17 protein-coding genes and 1 riboswitch are annotated in these 15,695 nt (G+C 38.3%); of the genes, 5 read left to right on the top strand and 12 right to left on the bottom strand.

All coding sequences use genetic code 11. The annotated features are described in order from the left end of the window. Positions 1 to 48 precede the first annotated feature (48 nt). Both mtnK and mtnA read left to right on the top strand, forming a co-directional pair. Positions 49 to 1,242 (top strand): S-methyl-5-thioribose kinase, encoded by a 1,194-nt coding sequence (mtnK, locus tag ABVJ71_RS05620; RefSeq protein ID WP_353856002.1) that lies wholly within the window; start codon positions 49 to 51, stop codon positions 1,240 to 1,242. 6 nt (positions 1,243 to 1,248) lie between these two features. Next, positions 1,249 to 2,310 carry an S-methyl-5-thioribose-1-phosphate isomerase gene (gene mtnA / locus ABVJ71_RS05625; RefSeq protein WP_353856003.1) on the top strand — a complete coding sequence of 354 codons (1,062 nt, stop codon included), beginning with the start codon at positions 1,249 to 1,251 and terminating at the stop codon, positions 2,308 to 2,310. 19 nt (positions 2,311 to 2,329) lie between these two features. On the opposite strand, the gene ABVJ71_RS05630 is transcribed toward mtnA, so the two are convergent. From ABVJ71_RS05630 to ABVJ71_RS05640, 3 genes are all read right to left on the bottom strand, one after another. Then, positions 2,330 to 2,470, bottom strand: coding sequence for a hypothetical protein (locus tag ABVJ71_RS05630; RefSeq protein WP_353856004.1), 141 nt, complete (start codon positions 2,468 to 2,470; stop codon positions 2,330 to 2,332). Between the two features lie 84 nt (positions 2,471 to 2,554). Then, entirely contained in the window at positions 2,555 to 3,046 is a 492-nt protein-coding gene (locus ABVJ71_RS05635; RefSeq protein ID WP_353856005.1) for a methylated-DNA--[protein]-cysteine S-methyltransferase, read from the bottom strand. A 1-nt stretch (position 3,047) separates the two neighbouring features. Then, on the bottom strand, positions 3,048 to 5,258 hold the full coding sequence (locus ABVJ71_RS05640; RefSeq protein ID WP_353856006.1) for a PAS domain S-box protein: 2,211 nt from the start codon (positions 5,256 to 5,258) through the stop codon (positions 3,048 to 3,050). Positions 5,259 to 5,538: 280 nt separating this feature from the next. Here ABVJ71_RS05640 and ABVJ71_RS05645 point away from each other — a divergent pair, with 280 nt between their 5' ends. After that, positions 5,539 to 6,558, top strand: a complete 1,020-nt coding sequence (locus ABVJ71_RS05645) for an acyltransferase family protein (RefSeq protein ID WP_353856007.1) — start codon at positions 5,539 to 5,541, stop codon at positions 6,556 to 6,558. A 173-nt stretch (positions 6,559 to 6,731) separates the two neighbouring features. Here ABVJ71_RS05645 and ABVJ71_RS05650 read toward each other — a convergent pair whose 3' ends face one another. The 5 genes from ABVJ71_RS05650 to htpX all read right to left on the bottom strand — a co-directional run bounded on the left by ABVJ71_RS05650 (position 6,732) and on the right by htpX (position 10,257). Beyond that, on the bottom strand, positions 6,732 to 6,911 hold the full coding sequence (locus ABVJ71_RS05650; RefSeq protein ID WP_353856008.1) for a hypothetical protein: 180 nt from the start codon (positions 6,909 to 6,911) through the stop codon (positions 6,732 to 6,734). Then, positions 6,908 to 7,069, bottom strand: a complete 162-nt coding sequence (locus ABVJ71_RS05655) for a hypothetical protein (protein WP_353856009.1) — start codon at positions 7,067 to 7,069, stop codon at positions 6,908 to 6,910. Before ABVJ71_RS05655 ends, ABVJ71_RS05650 begins: the two co-directional genes overlap by 4 nt. 5 nt (positions 7,070 to 7,074) lie before the next feature. After that, positions 7,075 to 7,593, bottom strand: a complete 519-nt coding sequence (locus tag ABVJ71_RS05660) for a YetF domain-containing protein (protein WP_353856010.1) — start codon at positions 7,591 to 7,593, stop codon at positions 7,075 to 7,077. Between the two features lie 273 nt (positions 7,594 to 7,866). After that, positions 7,867 to 9,204, bottom strand: coding sequence for a TrkH family potassium uptake protein (locus tag ABVJ71_RS05665; RefSeq protein WP_353856574.1), 1,338 nt, complete (start codon positions 9,202 to 9,204; stop codon positions 7,867 to 7,869). A gap of 153 nt (positions 9,205 to 9,357) precedes the next feature. Further along, entirely contained in the window at positions 9,358 to 10,257 is a 900-nt protein-coding gene (gene htpX / locus ABVJ71_RS05670; protein WP_353856011.1) for a protease HtpX, read from the bottom strand. A gap of 278 nt (positions 10,258 to 10,535) precedes the next feature. Between htpX and ABVJ71_RS05675 the strand changes: the two genes are divergently transcribed. Next, positions 10,536 to 11,252: a DUF1836 domain-containing protein gene (locus ABVJ71_RS05675; RefSeq protein WP_353856012.1), complete on the top strand. Its 717-nt coding sequence runs from the start codon at positions 10,536 to 10,538 to the stop codon at positions 11,250 to 11,252. A gap of 128 nt (positions 11,253 to 11,380) precedes the next feature. Continuing rightward, a complete protein-coding gene (locus ABVJ71_RS05680; RefSeq protein ID WP_353856013.1) occupies positions 11,381 to 11,575 on the top strand; it encodes an alpha/beta-type small acid-soluble spore protein in 195 nt (64 codons plus the stop codon). Positions 11,576 to 11,615: 40 nt separating this feature from the next. On the opposite strand, the gene ABVJ71_RS05685 is transcribed toward ABVJ71_RS05680, so the two are convergent. The 4 genes from ABVJ71_RS05685 to ABVJ71_RS05700 all read right to left on the bottom strand — a co-directional run bounded on the left by ABVJ71_RS05685 (position 11,616) and on the right by ABVJ71_RS05700 (position 15,432). Then, positions 11,616 to 12,803 (bottom strand): anti-sigma factor domain-containing protein, encoded by a 1,188-nt coding sequence (locus ABVJ71_RS05685; protein ID WP_353856014.1) that lies wholly within the window; start codon positions 12,801 to 12,803, stop codon positions 11,616 to 11,618. Continuing rightward, positions 12,800 to 13,552, bottom strand: a complete 753-nt coding sequence (sigI, locus tag ABVJ71_RS05690; RefSeq protein ID WP_353856015.1) for an RNA polymerase sigma factor SigI — start codon at positions 13,550 to 13,552, stop codon at positions 12,800 to 12,802. Before sigI ends, ABVJ71_RS05685 begins: the two co-directional genes overlap by 4 nt. A 214-nt stretch (positions 13,553 to 13,766) precedes the next feature. Beyond that, positions 13,767 to 14,558, bottom strand: coding sequence for a TerC family protein (locus ABVJ71_RS05695; RefSeq protein ID WP_353856575.1), 792 nt, complete (start codon positions 14,556 to 14,558; stop codon positions 13,767 to 13,769). 33 nt (positions 14,559 to 14,591) lie between these two features. Further along, positions 14,592 to 14,759: riboswitch (yybP-ykoY riboswitch) on the bottom strand. 82 nt (positions 14,760 to 14,841) lie between these two features. Then, complete coding sequence (locus ABVJ71_RS05700) at positions 14,842 to 15,432, bottom strand: DedA family protein (RefSeq protein WP_353856576.1); 591 nt, start codon at positions 15,430 to 15,432, stop codon at positions 14,842 to 14,844. Positions 15,433 to 15,695: the final 263 nt, after the last annotated feature.

A 15,695-nucleotide genomic window follows, 5' to 3' on the forward strand; every position in this document is an offset into this window, starting at 1 on the left:
TTTCTCTCGGGAGAAAGAGGTTTTTTATATGATTTGGAGGGGAAGCAATTGGTAACACTTACGGCATCATACGAAGAATTAACAGAGAGCTCGGCTGTTGCACTTGCCATTAGACTAGGTTTAATACAGGAAAGCAGCCATTTGACATGTACTGAAATTGGCGACGGAAATTTAAATTATGTCTTTCATATCTTTGATCACAAACATCAAAAAGGACTCATTCTCAAGCAGGCCTTACCTTACGCAAAGGTCGTTGGGGAAAGCTGGCCACTTACATTAGATCGCGCAAGAATTGAAAGTGCCGCGCTCATTAAACAATCTGAATACGTACCACATCTTGTACCAGAAGTCTATTATTCTGATACAACTCTTGCTGTCACTGCAATGGAAGACCTTTCACACCTAGAAATCGTCAGAAAAGGGCTAATTGCCGGAAAAAACTATCCGCACTTATCAGATCATGTTGGAGAATTTTTAGGTAAAACACTTTTTTATACATCTGACTTTGCAACAAATCCTAAAATCAAAAAACAGTATGTTAAGCAGTTCACAAACCCCGATCTTTGTGACATAACAGAAAAGCTTGTCTTTACGGATCCTTTCTTCAATAGTGAAACAAATGACTTTGAAAAGGAGTTAAGAGAAGAAGTTGAAAAACTATGGGCAGATTTAGAATTGCAGGCCAAAGCAGCAGAGCTGAAGCGGATCTTTTTGACCTCGGCTGAAACACTTGTCCATGGAGATCTTCATACAGGCAGTATATTTGCGAGCGATCATGAAACAAAGGTGATTGATCCAGAGTTCGCTTTTTACGGTCCATTTGGATTCGATATTGGACAATTTATAGCGAACTTGCTCTTAAATGCTTTATCTCGTGAAAACAAAAAAGATCAACAGCCACTTTTTGACCATGTTGAAAATGTTTGGGCTACGTTCAAAGAGGTTTTCACTAAAGCATGGAAAGAAGACAGCATTGAAGCATTTAGCGTGTCAGACAGCTTTTTAGAAAAAACATTTGACCGTATCTTAAAAGAAGCGACCGGATTTGCCGGCTGTGAACTCGTTCGTCGAACGATTGGACTCGCACATGCTGCCGATCTTGATGCGATTTCATCACCAGCCAAACGTCTCACTCAGAAAAAAGCAGCACTTACACTAGGAAAAACATTCATCAAACAATCTTGTGCAGTCGAAACAGCGTCCGACCTCGTCGCATTATTCCAACAATTTGTAAAGGAGTGACGGGTATTGAGAAAAGATTTTGAAGTCCCCCGTTCAGTCGAATGGGAAGGAAACAACATTAAAATTTTAAACCAACAAAAATTACCGGCTGAAACTGTATTTGAGCATTTATATACGAAGGAAGATGTCTACGATGCGATTGTGACATTAAAAGTGCGCGGAGCACCTGCTATTGGGATTACAGCTGCTTTTGGGCTGGCGCTAAGTGCTCAAGATATTGACACAGAAGATATTGATGTCTTCAAAGAAGAAGTGATCGGCTTGAAGGAATATTTCAATCGGTCTCGTCCAACAGCCGTTAATCTTGCATGGGCTTTAGACAGACTTTTTCAGCGAATTGAGCGTGCCGCTTCGGTCAATGCAGCCAAAACAGATCTTGTCCATGAAGCCATTCAGATTCAAATTGAAGATGAAGAAATATGTCGCCAAATCGGTCAAAATGCACTCCAGCTCTTTACGTCTGGTGACCGAATCATGACCATTTGTAATGCAGGCTCCATCGCCACTAGCCGTTACGGAACAGCGCTTGCTCCTTTTTATTTAGCCAAAAAGAAAAATCTTGATCTTCATATTTATGCTTGTGAGACTCGTCCTGTCTTGCAAGGAGCTCGACTGACGACATGGGAATTGATGCAGGGCGGTGTCGACGTGACACTCATTACAGATAACATGGCAGCTCATACGATGAAAGAAAAACAAATTTCTGCTCTTATTGTTGGGGCTGATCGAATCGCCCGAAATGGCGATACGGCTAATAAAATCGGCACTTTAGGTCTAGCCATACTTGCCAAACATTTTCAGATTCCATTTTTTGTGGCGGCACCTCTCTCGACCTTTGATATGTCAATCGATCATGGGTCAGATATCCCCATTGAGGAACGTGATCCGCTGGAAGTGAAAGAATTAAATGGTGTGCAAATTGCACCAGAAGATGTACAGGTATTTAATCCTGCCTTTGATGTCACACCGCATCAACTCATTTCAGGTATCATTACAGAGAAAGGAATCATCACATCCAATTATACAGAGGAAATTAATGCTCTTTTCACTGAAAATATATCTCTCTAAAAGAAAAAGCACCGTGTTCTTACCGTTTAAGAGCACCGTGCTTTTTTGTTTGTAGCGTTTTAGCTAATATTTCTTTCTTTTGTTCCTCTGTTAAGACATTCAATTTGACACATAGTGACGTCATTGCATACATTTTACCTTTCTTTCCCCATAACATCATGACGACCTCCTTTTCCCAAAGCCAACATTTTTAGCTTAATGAAAGGATATGTCGCATGCGAACATTTGGAACAGGTCAATTGATTTATTTTTTTACAAATGGGATTCCTTCTAATTCAAGCAGGACGGCTTTCATATCCGTTTTACTTCCTGCATAGCCAGTCAGTGATCGGTCTTTCCCAATGACACGATGACACGGGATGAAAATTGGCAGTGCATTTCGCCGATTGGCTTGTCCAATCGCTCTTACTGCCTTTGGATTCCCGATTGCTTCCGCAATATCAGCATAGCTCTTTGATTCACCGTACGGAATCGTCGAGAGTGCTTCCCATACTTGCTTTTGAAATGGTGACCCTTCTTGTTTGAGCGGAAGAGTAAAGACTTTTCGCTCTCTGTTAAAATACTCATCAAGCTGTCTTTTCGCTTCTATTAATACGGGTGTCTCTTCTTTTATTATTTCTGATGTTCGTTGTTTTGCTAAAAACGGCTCGTCATCAAACAATACTTCTATGATGACACGATCTTTCTCTAGTATGTATACTTCACCAATCGGTGCGTTGAAGACTGTATAATTCACATTAATGCGCTCCTTCTTGTCGCTTTTGTCTAAGCGGTAAAGTGAGATGGAACACAGTCCCCACTCCTTCCTCGCTCTCCACCTCAATGGTTCCTTGATGTTCTTCAATGATTTTGTAGCTAACCATCAAACCTAGCCCAGTCCCTCTCTCTTTCGTTGTATAAAATGGTTCTCCAAGCCGCTTCAGCTTATCCTCTGCCATTCCACATCCCTCATCTCTAAATGAAATGACAATATGATCCTCACCTTTTCGTTTAATGCTGACGTACACATTCCCTTTCTGCGGCATCACTTCAATCGCATTTTTTAAAATATTAATGAAAACTTGTTTTAATTGATTTTGTTCACAGTAGATAAGCGGGATTTCACCCAAGACGTTCAAGTGCATTTGGACATTGCCGAGATTGGCTTGTGCGTGAAGCAGATCCATCGTGTCTTTTATAATTTGCACCACATTTTTTTCTTCATAAACAATTGCCTGCGGCTTCGCCAAAATTAAGAATTCAGTAATAATCGATTCAATTCTTTTTAGCTCTGAGGTAATGACATTGAAGTAGAGTGAATATTCCCCTTCTATGTTTCCTTTTAATAGCTGAATGAATCCTTTTAATGCTGTCATTGGGTTTCTAATTTCATGTGCAATTCCGGCTGCAAGCTCTCCGACTACATGAAGTGTATCCGATTTTCTGACTCGTTCTTCTAATTCCTTTCGTTCCGTCACATCTCTAAAAATGGCAAGATTCATATTATGAATAATGTTGCGTTTAAATGAAAACTCTAGTATGCGCTGATCAGCGTGGTTCAGCACAAATGGAACTTCATTATCTATTTCATCTAATGATATAGCCTGTGCTGGCTGTGCCAAATTTTCAATTTGATAAGGTGCAAGAATATGGAGAAGATTCATTTCAGTTAATTGGCCATCTATCAGTCCGAGTAACTCACTAGCAGAGGGATTGACATCAATAATGCGATATTGATTGTCAAAAAGAACAATCCCATCCATTGAACCATTAAACACTTTACGGAATTTCAGCTCGCTTTCACGCAATTCCTGCTCCATTCGCTTTCTATCACTGACATTACGTAAAATTGTTAAATGCTGCCCTTCTAATACCGCATGCTTCGATGTAAATTCAAGCTCCTTAAATTGACCATTCGCCATTCTAAATAGAAGTTCTTCCCGTATTTCATGATTTCTCATATATCGTCTTCTTGTAGGTCTGTACCTCTTATCAGATTTCACCAGGAAATCGGTTAGTTTCTGACCAATCAGCATATGCATAGGTAATTCAAAAATACGACAGGCTGATTCATTGGCTCTCACAATCTCGCCATCGTCCGCCCATATGATAATGGCATCCATCGCATTTTCGAAAATTTCTCTAAAACGTTCTTCGCTTTTTAATAGCTTTTCTTCCATTAATCTTTTTTCTGTAATATCTCGCATGATGGACATATAAAAACCGCTCATAACATTTGAAGTAATGGTCAGTTCAAATATTTTTTGCTTACCGGATTGAAGTGTAACAGGGAGCTCTCCCTTTGCTTTGCCCGTTTCCTTCAATGACATGAATAAGTGCTGTAAAGCCGATTGATTTTGTTTTTCTACAAAATCATTTAAATAACGGTCTGTTAAATCTGTCTTTTTGAGCTCAAAGCTCTGACAAAAAGAGTGGTTTGCATCAATCATGCAACCATCTTGATCAAATATGACCATACCATCAATTGCTCGATCAAACAAATCCTTAAACAGTTGCTCATTCATGGAGCGTTCGCGCTCTAAGATTTTCTTTGAAGAAACATCTCGCATGACGACGATATATTGGTGATTCAATTCATCATGTTCTGCAAAAAATTCAATGTATTTCGTCTCTCCATTTTCTAGCTGGATTGAGATTTCTTTTTTTAATGTGCCTTTTCGAAAAAAAGTCTCTAATGAACATTCAATTCTATTTTCAGGGATGCCATATAGGAAATCAAGAACGGATTTATTGAGGAGGTCTTCTTTCGGTGTCTGTACAAGCCTGCACGTTGCTTCATTGGCTTGGATGATGTTGAGCTGCTGATCGAATATAAAGATGGCATCTAACGCCTTATTTAACAGCATTTCCTGCTGCGTCAGCTCATTTCGCAAATACTCATTTTCTTTTTGTAATTTTCTGATATCTCCTGCAGTCATGAATTGATTGTCATCGAGCGTTTCAGTCATTCTCTTACACTCCTTTTCCAGCCTGATTCCTCTACGAGTATTTCTACAATCTTTTCATTGTTCCTTCATTCGACTCATAAAAAAGAAAACTTTTTGAACGAAGAGCCTCAATTTATTTCATTTGAATGACACGATTATAGAATGGTTCTCTATTCTTACTCTTCTTTTACAACCATTCTACAATTTCAAATCAAATGGTGAAATGAGCAAAACTGTCTTTTAGAATGGGGCGAATGAGGGAACAGTGCTCATAGAAAAATAAAGTGGGAAAGGTGATGTTATGGCAGCTTCTCGAGATCGTTATTTTGATAATGCAAAATTTCTTCTCATTATTTTAGTCGTTTTTGGTCATTTGTTACGGTCATTCATCCATGATCATGATTGGATGCTCTATTTATACAAGTTTATCTATACATTTCATATGCCTGCATTTATTTTGATATCTGGTTACTTTGCGAAAGGATTTAGAAAACCTGGTTTTATAAAAAAGGTCGCACTTAAGCTGATCATCCCATATTTTATTTTCCAGGTGATTTATTCTTTGTACGATTATTTACTCCAGGATCAAAGCATGTCGAGCTTAAACCCGATGGAGCCGCACTGGTCTTTATGGTTTTTAATTAGTTTATTCTTTTGGAATTTACTACTCATTCCTTTTTCCAAGTTGCAATTCTACTGGGCGATGATCGTCAGTTTATTGACTGCATTACTTGTCGGGTATATTGACAGCATTAGTAACACGCTCAGCTTATCCCGTACGTTTGTTTTTCTACCGATGTTTTTAGCTGGTTTTTATTTAAAGAAGCAACACTTTGAGTTCATCCGGACGAGTACTGGTAAAATAACGGCACTTCTTGTGCTACTTGGTGTCTTTCTGTTTTGTTTCTTTTACGAATTCGATTATTCTTTCTTATTCGGGTCACAGTCGTATTCTTCACTCGGGGATGAAGGTGTGATTGCCGCAATCAAACGAATGGCATGGTACATGCTTGCATTTGCAGCGACATTTAGCTTTTTTGCTTTAGTCCCGACTCGCCATTTCTTCTTTACAAAATGGGGTACGAGAACTTTATATGTGTATTTATTGCATGGATTTGTCATTAAGCTTTTAAGAACGACATGGTTTGATGATTGGGCATTTAATGCGGCAAGTGTACTCATTCTATTACTGCTAACCATATTATTGACCGTCACCCTTTCTAGTACATTTGTCAAAACCGTCTCTCAACCAATAATCGAACTCAAAATGACAAATATCATAAGAACCATTACAGAAAGGCAAAGCAGCTATATCAAATAAAAAAACGATCCGTTAAAGATCGTTTCAGCGTGTAGACAAACCCTTGCATTCGTATTCAGATCTGCGGCTGGCTCACTCCTCCGCACAAGTAGCTCGGGTCTTCCTAGACTTCAAGGGTTTTCAATTCATGTTGAAAAGAAAACAAACCCTTTTTCTCAAGGAAAGAGGGTTGTTTACTGTTCACTTTTTTCGTGATTACACGAAGAATCTTTCTTTGGCTTCATGAAGGTTTCAAACCACTTGCTGCTGTTCACATCTCCAAACTCACTGCCAAATTCCTCTTCTAAGACGTCTGGATTCATCGGTTTTTTATGTTCCTGCAAATCCTTACTTTTTACATGCTTTTTCGTCATGAGATGCTCCCCCCTTGTTTTCCTTGATGAGAGTTTCGGTTTGCTTGCCTGTCAATTGATTGTTCATCAAATTGAGTTTGTCCATTGTCACTTGCCATGCTTTCTGTTGGCGTCATATTATTTGTCAACGCTTCATTTTTCGCTGCTTTTCTTTTCACTACAATCAGTCCTTTTTTGACGTGTTTAGGTCTTCTTTTAATTGTTCGAATAGTTCTTTCATTTGCTTCACTGTGATGGGTTTTTCTTCTGGTTTCAGCTCGTAGCCGATTTGACCATTCGCTTCTAGCGTCGCTTTTTTGAGACTGCTGATATCGGAAATTCCTTGCTGTTTTAGACGCATTTTGAATTGGTCCCTTGTAAGCCGCGTTTTTTTCAGTTTTTGATCCAGTATTTCTCCATTTTGTAAAATCACCACAGATTTTCCTGAAACAAGTTTTTCAAAAAAATCAAATTGAATCGACAGCTTTTCCATAATAATGAGTGCAACAATAAAGATGGTCGCTGCATAAATCGTTTCAAGTAAATTATGCTCAATAAAAGGTTGAATGATTATCGACCCAATCGAAATCATAATCACGGTTTGTTGTACAGTTAATTGGCTAATGGATTTAGGTCCTGCTATTCTCAGTAGCATGGTTCCAACTAACAGCATGACGATTGCTTTCCATAACACTTCCAGCACGTCTCATTCACCTCTTATTTATAGAATGTGAACATCAACTTCAATTTAGACAGTTATATAATGGAAAATAAAAAAGCATTTCTAGAATGCTACATATGCAGGACAACCCACATATTCTTTGTCAGAGCCTTGCGCGCTGGTGTTCACAAATTAGAATTCGCTTAGGACAACTAGAATCGTGTTTTCCTAAATTTCAACTAAAAAAACAAAGGGCTAAATTAAACATCATTTTAGCCCTTTGAACACATCTGAAGCTATCCATGAGAATGCTGTTTATCCGATGATCACACGCTCTTTCGGATAATGATAATTTGCTTCGCTTTCTCTCCGCCCAATTAAGTATAAAAAGCTCGGAATCCCAATTCTACCGATAAACATCACCATCATGATGATGCACTTTCCAAATACAGTGAGATGAGACGTAATACCAAGTGATAATCCCGTTGTTCCAAATGCAGAACAAACTTCAAATAAATTTTCAAGAAGCGAGTTGTGCTCTGACAATGTCAAAAGAAACGTTGCCCCAAAAACTAAAATAAAGGCCATCATGGTCACCATCAGCGATTTGTAAATATCCGCATGATGCAGTTCCCTTTTGAAAATTTTAATCGATTTATTTCCTCGGGCAAAGTGAAAAAGAGCGAGTATGTTAAGCGCAAATGTCGTTGTCCGAATTCCGCCCCCAACCGAGCTTGGAGATGCCCCGATAAACATCAGCATACATAAAAATAAAAGCGTCGGCTCTGTCAGTTGTGTAATGTCTAATGTCGAAAGACCACCGCTTCTTGTTGCTGTTGATTGAAATAAGGAATAAAACAAAATTTCATGCCAGCTCTTTCCAAGGAAGGTAAAACGGGCTTCAAGTGCATATATCCCTAATGCTCCAACAACAACAAGTCCGCCAAACGTAATGGTCGTGATTTTTGTAAATAACGAAAATGATGCATGCTTTCGATCTTGATTAAATAAAAAATCCTTCACTTCAACGAGCACCGGAAACCCGATAGCACCGAAGATGATCAGTAGCATCGTAATAAATTGAACGAAATAATCATCTTTATATGGTATTAATGAATTCCCTGTAATATCAAAACCGCCATTGGTCGTTGCACTAATACTTGAGAAGAAGCCATGTAAAAAGGCCTCTTGCATGTCGTAATATTTAAGAAAATACACACTTAAAATCAGACCGCCTAAAAACTCAATGAGTAAAATCAAATATAAGACCTGTTTCATCAATTTAACGATTCCTGATAAGTTGCTTTGGTTTTGGTCTGCCATAATCAGCTTTCTTTCTTTTATTCCTATCCGCTTTCGCCTCACAAGCCAAACAAAAGTTCCGAGTGTCATAATTCCGATTCCGCCAATTTGCAAAACAAAAGCAAGAATCCACATTCCAGTTACGCTAAATGTCTGCGAGGTATTCACAACGGTAAGACCTGTGACACTCACAGCACTGACTGCCGTAAATAGCGCATCTATAAATGTCCATTTCACTCCTTCTTTGTGAGCCACTGGTAGACTCAGAAGAATGAATGAGACTGTGACAGCGAGAAAATAATAAAGAGCAATCAGTTGGAATGCCGATAGCCGGTCAATTAGCTTTTTCATTGGATTCATTGTAATTCCTTCTTTATCTTTCTTTTTCAATACTTTATCATTTTAATGAAAAGAAAAGTGATTTTAAAGATATTTTATGCTTTATTTTCATTTTCATCAAAAAGAAAAAAGACATCCCTTTGACAGAATGTCTTTTGTCCTACATTATTTTGCTTCAAGTCTTCTAATTCTTTCGTTTAAATCAGGGTGTGTTGAGAAAAGAGATGCTTTTCTTTTTCCGCTGATTTTCAGTGTAGCTACTGCTGTTTGATCGTCATCTTTAATTCTTGACGTATATGCTTTAAGTGAGCGAAGCGCATGAATCATTTTGTCTTTTCCAGCAAGGTCAGCACCGCCGCGGTCTGCGTGGAATTCACGATGTCTAGAATAAGCAAACACGACAAGGCTTCCTAGAATTGAGAAGATGATCTGAAAAACGATCACAGCGATAAAGTGGACAATTGGCACAAGCTCTTCACGAGAGACGAAACGACTTGCGATCCATGCCGCAATTCTTGAAAGGAAGACAACAAACGTGTTGACAATTCCTTGCAGTAACGTCATCGTCACCATGTCACCGTTCGCAATGTGGGCCACTTCGTGCGCAATAACACCTTCAACTGCTGCATCATCCATTTCATGAAGCAATCCAGTGGATACTGCAACAAGTGATCTTCTCTTAGATGGACCTGTCGCAAAAGCATTTACTTCAGATGATTGATAAATACCAACCTCAGGCATTTTAGAAAGGCCTGCTGCTCTAGATAATCTGTGTACACGATCTACAAGCTGCTGCTCATCATATGTTAACGTATCCTTTTCAGGATTTAACACACGTACGCCCATCATCATTTTCGCCATCCAACGAGACATTGCTAATGACATAAAGGATCCAACAAAACCGACAACCGCACTGAACACAAGAAGCACTACTATATTAATTCTACCGTCTGCTCCTATATACGAACCAACACCAGTTGCTGCACTAATAACCGAAAGAACAATACCAATCGTAGTGATAACAAGAATGTTCGTTAATATAAACAGAAATATTCTTTTACCCATACATAACCTCCGCTGTCAAATTAAGTTCAAATGAACTTATTAATAAAATTATAAAAATAATCAGCTCAAATTGCAAGGAAAAGGAATCGTTTGCTATGTTGATCGTAACAGTTTGAGCCCCGTTTCTTCAAATGTTTACACCATATCTTCACATAAAAAGTGAACAAATGGTGACACCTGTCATGCTCTTTCGTTTATTTTGCATTTTCAACAAAAAGAGATTATGATGTTGAATTAGATCAATAATCACGTTTTTTGACGTACAAATGAGGTGGAACATGGTTGCTTTTAAATTAACGAGAATTGACATGACGAGACTTCTTTATTCTCTAAAAGGAGAGGGAGATCTGACTCCGCTTCAGCTTTTGAATTCAACTGTAAAAAACGATCAGCAGCATGAATATGACGAGTTAAAGGTCCCTTCGTTCTTTCAGAAGCTCGAACGGCGGAAACAAAAATCAGAACATGGGCTCTCAACGAATGAAATCGTTGAATTAGGTAACCTTTGCGAGCTGACTTCTCTTAAATCAACTGCTATTCAAAACTGGATCAAACGTGATATTAAAGATATGATTGGTCATCCAGAGCTTGGCAAGAAGTACTCTATTGATCAGGTTGTTATATTATTAATTGTCAGAGATTTAAAATCTGTTTTTGACTTTGATACCATTCGCATGATCTTATCTGCCTTATTTAACACGATTACAGATCGATCTGATGATATTATTAGTCCAATGCGTTTTTATGAAGCATATGCGCACGTCCTTGATTTTATTTATCACCATACAAATTTTCCATTAAAGGAAACCAATTTACGGGCGATAACAGAAGAACAAACAGACAAGCTCCATGAACAATTTAGCGAATTGACAAAGAATCAATGGAACTTGATCAAAGGCATCATCAGCTCTACAGTCTTCTCTGTTTTCACTTCTCATCTTCAAAGTACAGCACAAGAAATGATGTTCAATGCGCTACAGCATAAAAAAACATGAATATGAGCCGTGGTGATTTGAATTTGATTACCTCGGTTTTTTGTACAGCAATTGCCAGCATAATAAAAGCCAGATATTTTCAAAATAAGAAGGCGTCATTAACATAAGGTGAAAGGAGGAATATCACAATGGCAAATCGAAATCAACTTCTTGTTCCTGGAGTAGAACAAGCATTGGATCAATTTAAATACGAGATCGCTCAAGAATTTGGCGTAACTCTTGGTTCAGATACAGTCGCACGTGCAAACGGTTCTGTTGGTGGTGAAATCACAAAAAGACTCGTACAGCAGGCTCAAGCACAAATGGGAAATCAATCTAAATAAAGACATGGTGAAATACGCCGGATCTATTCTGGCGTTTTTTTTATTGTTCATATGTGTGCTGAGCCGAATCTTTGCGATAAGATGATGGCGAGTCTTTTTCTTTTCGCTTCAGCTCATCTCTTTTTCGTTCACCGTACGGATGCTTCTGACCGATATCGTTTTTTTTTGCTCGGTTCTTTGCTTCGTCACGTGATTTGTCGACTTGATGTCTTTTTTCATCAAGGTAAGAGGAATGATTTTTTTTTTGATCTTTGTCTATAGATGTGTCTTTTTCATCCTTATCAATCTTTTCAATGCTTTCATCGTCAGGCTTTTTTGGCTGAGGTTTCTGAACAGCCCCTTGCTCTTCCCTCTCTAATTCCTTCTGCTCTTTCTCTTCTGTAGGAACCTCTTTATCATGATTGTTGTCATTGTTTTCGCCTGTCGTTATGTCTTCTTGCTCACCTTTGTCCTCTTGATCTTGATGTTTCTGATCTTGCTCAGGCTCTTCTTCTTTGACAGCTTCGTCATTTACAGCATCTTCATCCTGTTTCATGTCTTCTTGTTCTTGGTCTTGCAGTTCTTTATTTCTAATATATGTTCCTGTTGAGATGCCTGCTTTTTGCGCTTTTTCTCTTGTTTCAAGGTCACCTTCTACCGCCTCAAGTTTGTAATTGCGTTTTTGATATTCATCCGAAATGGTATCTATTTTGTTTTTGATGTTAGTTTTATATGTATGATCTTGCATGTTTTCATAAACCGTTGAAATATAAATGTTTCTTGATTGATTGATGTATCCTTTTTTATCACAATCGTCTATGATTTCTTGCACGACCTTCGTCATGTCCGTTTTTTCCCAATCCTTCATACTAGCAAGCACATTTTTAGCCTCTTGATTCAGCGGTGTGACCCCAATCACCTGATAATAGTGATCGAGCTTCAGCTCAAAGCTAGGGTTAATATCAATGGTCATATAAGCATATGCTTTTTGACTTGAGAAAGATGGCATCATAGCAAAAATCACGACAATAATGGCTGCTATGGATAGAATTCCAGCATTTAGCGGACGTAAACGGAGCAGATCAAAAAAACCGGCTCTTTTCCTTTCGAGACGTGATTCATTAGGAAACGTCACTTCTTGACCAATTTCATAATCTTGCTGTTCATACTTTGTCCGTAGAAATTGTCCATCAGGGGTCAGCAGTGTGACATATTTTTTGTTTTTCTCTACTATAATGCCTCTTCTCATGAATTAAGCACCCCTTTAAGGTAATCTTTCAAATACACATAATCACCAGTCATAATGATCGCCATAGCAATAATATATTTTCTATTTCTTTCAATCGTTTTGCGGCTGACTTCAACTAACTTTTCTAGCTGTTTGACTGGTAATTGTTTTTTCTGAAATAAAATTATTTTTAGTTCATCGTGTTTGACAAGTGTATAGGCTACTTTAATTGCATTTTGCCTAGCATCTGCATGTTTTGGTGAATGCTCAAGCAATTCTTGAAACGTAAGACCGTATACCTTTAATCGTTCTTTAAAATGTTCAATTTCTTCTCTTCTGTTTTCTTGTTCAACTAAACGTCTGTATTCATCTGCAGAAAGCTCTGCTTCAATCATGCTTTGAGAGTATTCGCCATTCTCACTTTCTTGCAAGTCCATTTGAATGGTAGGCGCATTTCTTGCTTCTTTCCGAATATAGTCTATGACTTTTCTTTTAATAATTAATTCCGCAAAAGCTAAGAGTGAGTTTCCTTTTTCGGATGAATATTTTTCTATTGCTTCATTAAAGGCGATTAAGCCTATGCTGAATTCGTCATCTTTTTCATCTATATATCGTTTGCAAACGGATGAAACCGTCTTAGCGACAAATGGTTTGTATTGCTCTATCAATGCATTTTGCAGTTCTACATCGCCTTGTTGGATACTGATAGCAGACTGCTCTAATGTTTGCTTTTTCTTTCCTTTAAACAAAAGGCTAAGCAATGGTTTCACCTCAGTTCTCCCTATATTACTCATTTATGATAGCTAATTTATGAGGGAAGCGCAAAGGAAGAAATGAGGAATTCATTTCCTGTTTCTCAAATATGACAAGTATTTCTTTGTCTACTTTACAACGTTTCGTCTATAAGCAAAGAAATAAGGGGGTATTCCCCCTTATTTGTAATATGTGTGTTATGAAAATGAAATGATATTTCTTTCAAAAACCCTACTCTTCCAAGCGTACCTCCTGTTTCTCCTCGTTCTTTTGCCCACCTTTTCTTGATGGATTCGATAAAAACCAGCCAAATGCCGCAATTGCGATCAGGACTGTCCAAAAGATTGCTTTCCATAACGTTGAATGAATAAAATGTGAAGAGATCACCCCTATGGCAGGATGGGAGAGTGTATAAAGCATCAGCTTTACTCCAACCCAGCCGACAATTACGAATGCAGCTGTTTCTAGGCTTGGTCTTGTTTGCAGTAGTTTCACAAATACAGTCGCTGCAAAACGCATGATGACAAGACCAATGACCCCCCCTAAAAGAATCACGATAAATTGACCACCGTCAAGACCTCCAATTTGTGGAAGACTGGTTTTAGGAAGTGTCACCGCTAAGGCGACAGCTGCTAAAATTGAGTCTACTGCAAATGCAATATCAGCGAGTTCCACTTTGACCACTGTTGCCCAAAACCCACTTTGCTTGATGTTTGTTTCCGTTTCATTTTTCTTAAACACATGAGACTTCAAAATATGGTAAATTGAAATATAAAGAAGATAAATTGCACCAATGGCTTGAACTTGCCAAACATCTACTAAAAACGAAATGAGAAACAGAGAACCAAATCGCATGACGAATGCGCCTGCAAGTCCGTAAAATAATGCCTTTTTCCTTTGTTTTTCAGGAAGGTGTTTGACCATGACAGCCATAACTAGCGCATTATCAGCTGCTAGTATCCCTTCTAATCCAATCAATACGAGAAGAACCCACCCGTATTCTAAAATAAATGCAGCATCCATCATCATTCCTCCTTGTTTTATCTATTGTCCCACAACAGGCAAAGGCTTATGAATGCAAAAAGACCTTTGCCTGTAATGGCAAAGGTCTTGCTAGACATGTGATATGTAAATCATGCCAACAAAGCCGATGGAACGTAAGTCCATGTAATGACGACTTTGTTTCCGGTAAAAAACCGGACGCTACTCCCCTTTGGTGGGATTTAAGAATATTTAGATTACTTTTATCATAATCAATAGGCATGGGATTGTCAACAAATATCTTTGTCTATGAATGACTTACAAATCAGACGGTTGGTTTTTCTTCTTTTTTTCTTCGTTTCAGACATATATATATAGCGAAGAGTAGAATCACACCTAACCCAATAGGCAACAGGTATTGATCTAAAACCGCTCCCACCTCTTTCCAATTCTCACCAAGCATCACACCTAGATACACATACACGAAAGTAATTGGCGTAATGGCCAAAAATGTATACAAGCAAAATACCCACACATTCATCTTCGCAATACCGCATGGGATGGAAATAAGGGTTCTCACTCCCGGAATAAATCGACCGCTAAATGCGACGAAACCGCCATGCTTTTCAAAAAAAGCATCAGATTTATCAAGCGACTCAGGTTTCACAAAAAAATATTTCCCATATTTATTTAAAAATGGTCTACCTCCATAACGCCCTAACCAATACAAGGTCAAAGGACCAACGACACCGCCTAATGAACCGGCAGCCACAACGCCGATTAAAGCCATATCCCCTTCTGATACCCAGTATCCTGCTAGAGGCAAAACCACTTCAGCAGGAACAAATTCAATGCATAATGCTAGAAAGATGCCGAAATAAGACAAATTCTTAAAAGCATCTGCCAAAGAAATCATAAAATCTTCGATGTTTATCAATCCCTTTCACACATAATCAATCTGACAAGTCATATAGTTGATAGAACCAAGCCACATATTAAACGAATCAAAACCGAAAAACGATTCATTTTTCATTGGTTTTTTACATTAAATTTGATTTTACTATAAACAGCGGATGAAAAAAATGCGGGTGGTTCTTTTTAAGTGAAGGAAAAGTGAACACAAATCCATTTGAGCCGATATATAAAGTATATGTATGTTTTTAGGATACAGGAGGTTTT

Source organism: Bacillus sp. Bos-x628 (assembly GCF_040500475.1).
Classification (GTDB): domain Bacteria; phylum Bacillota; class Bacilli; order Bacillales; family Bacillaceae; genus Bacillus; species Bacillus maqinnsis.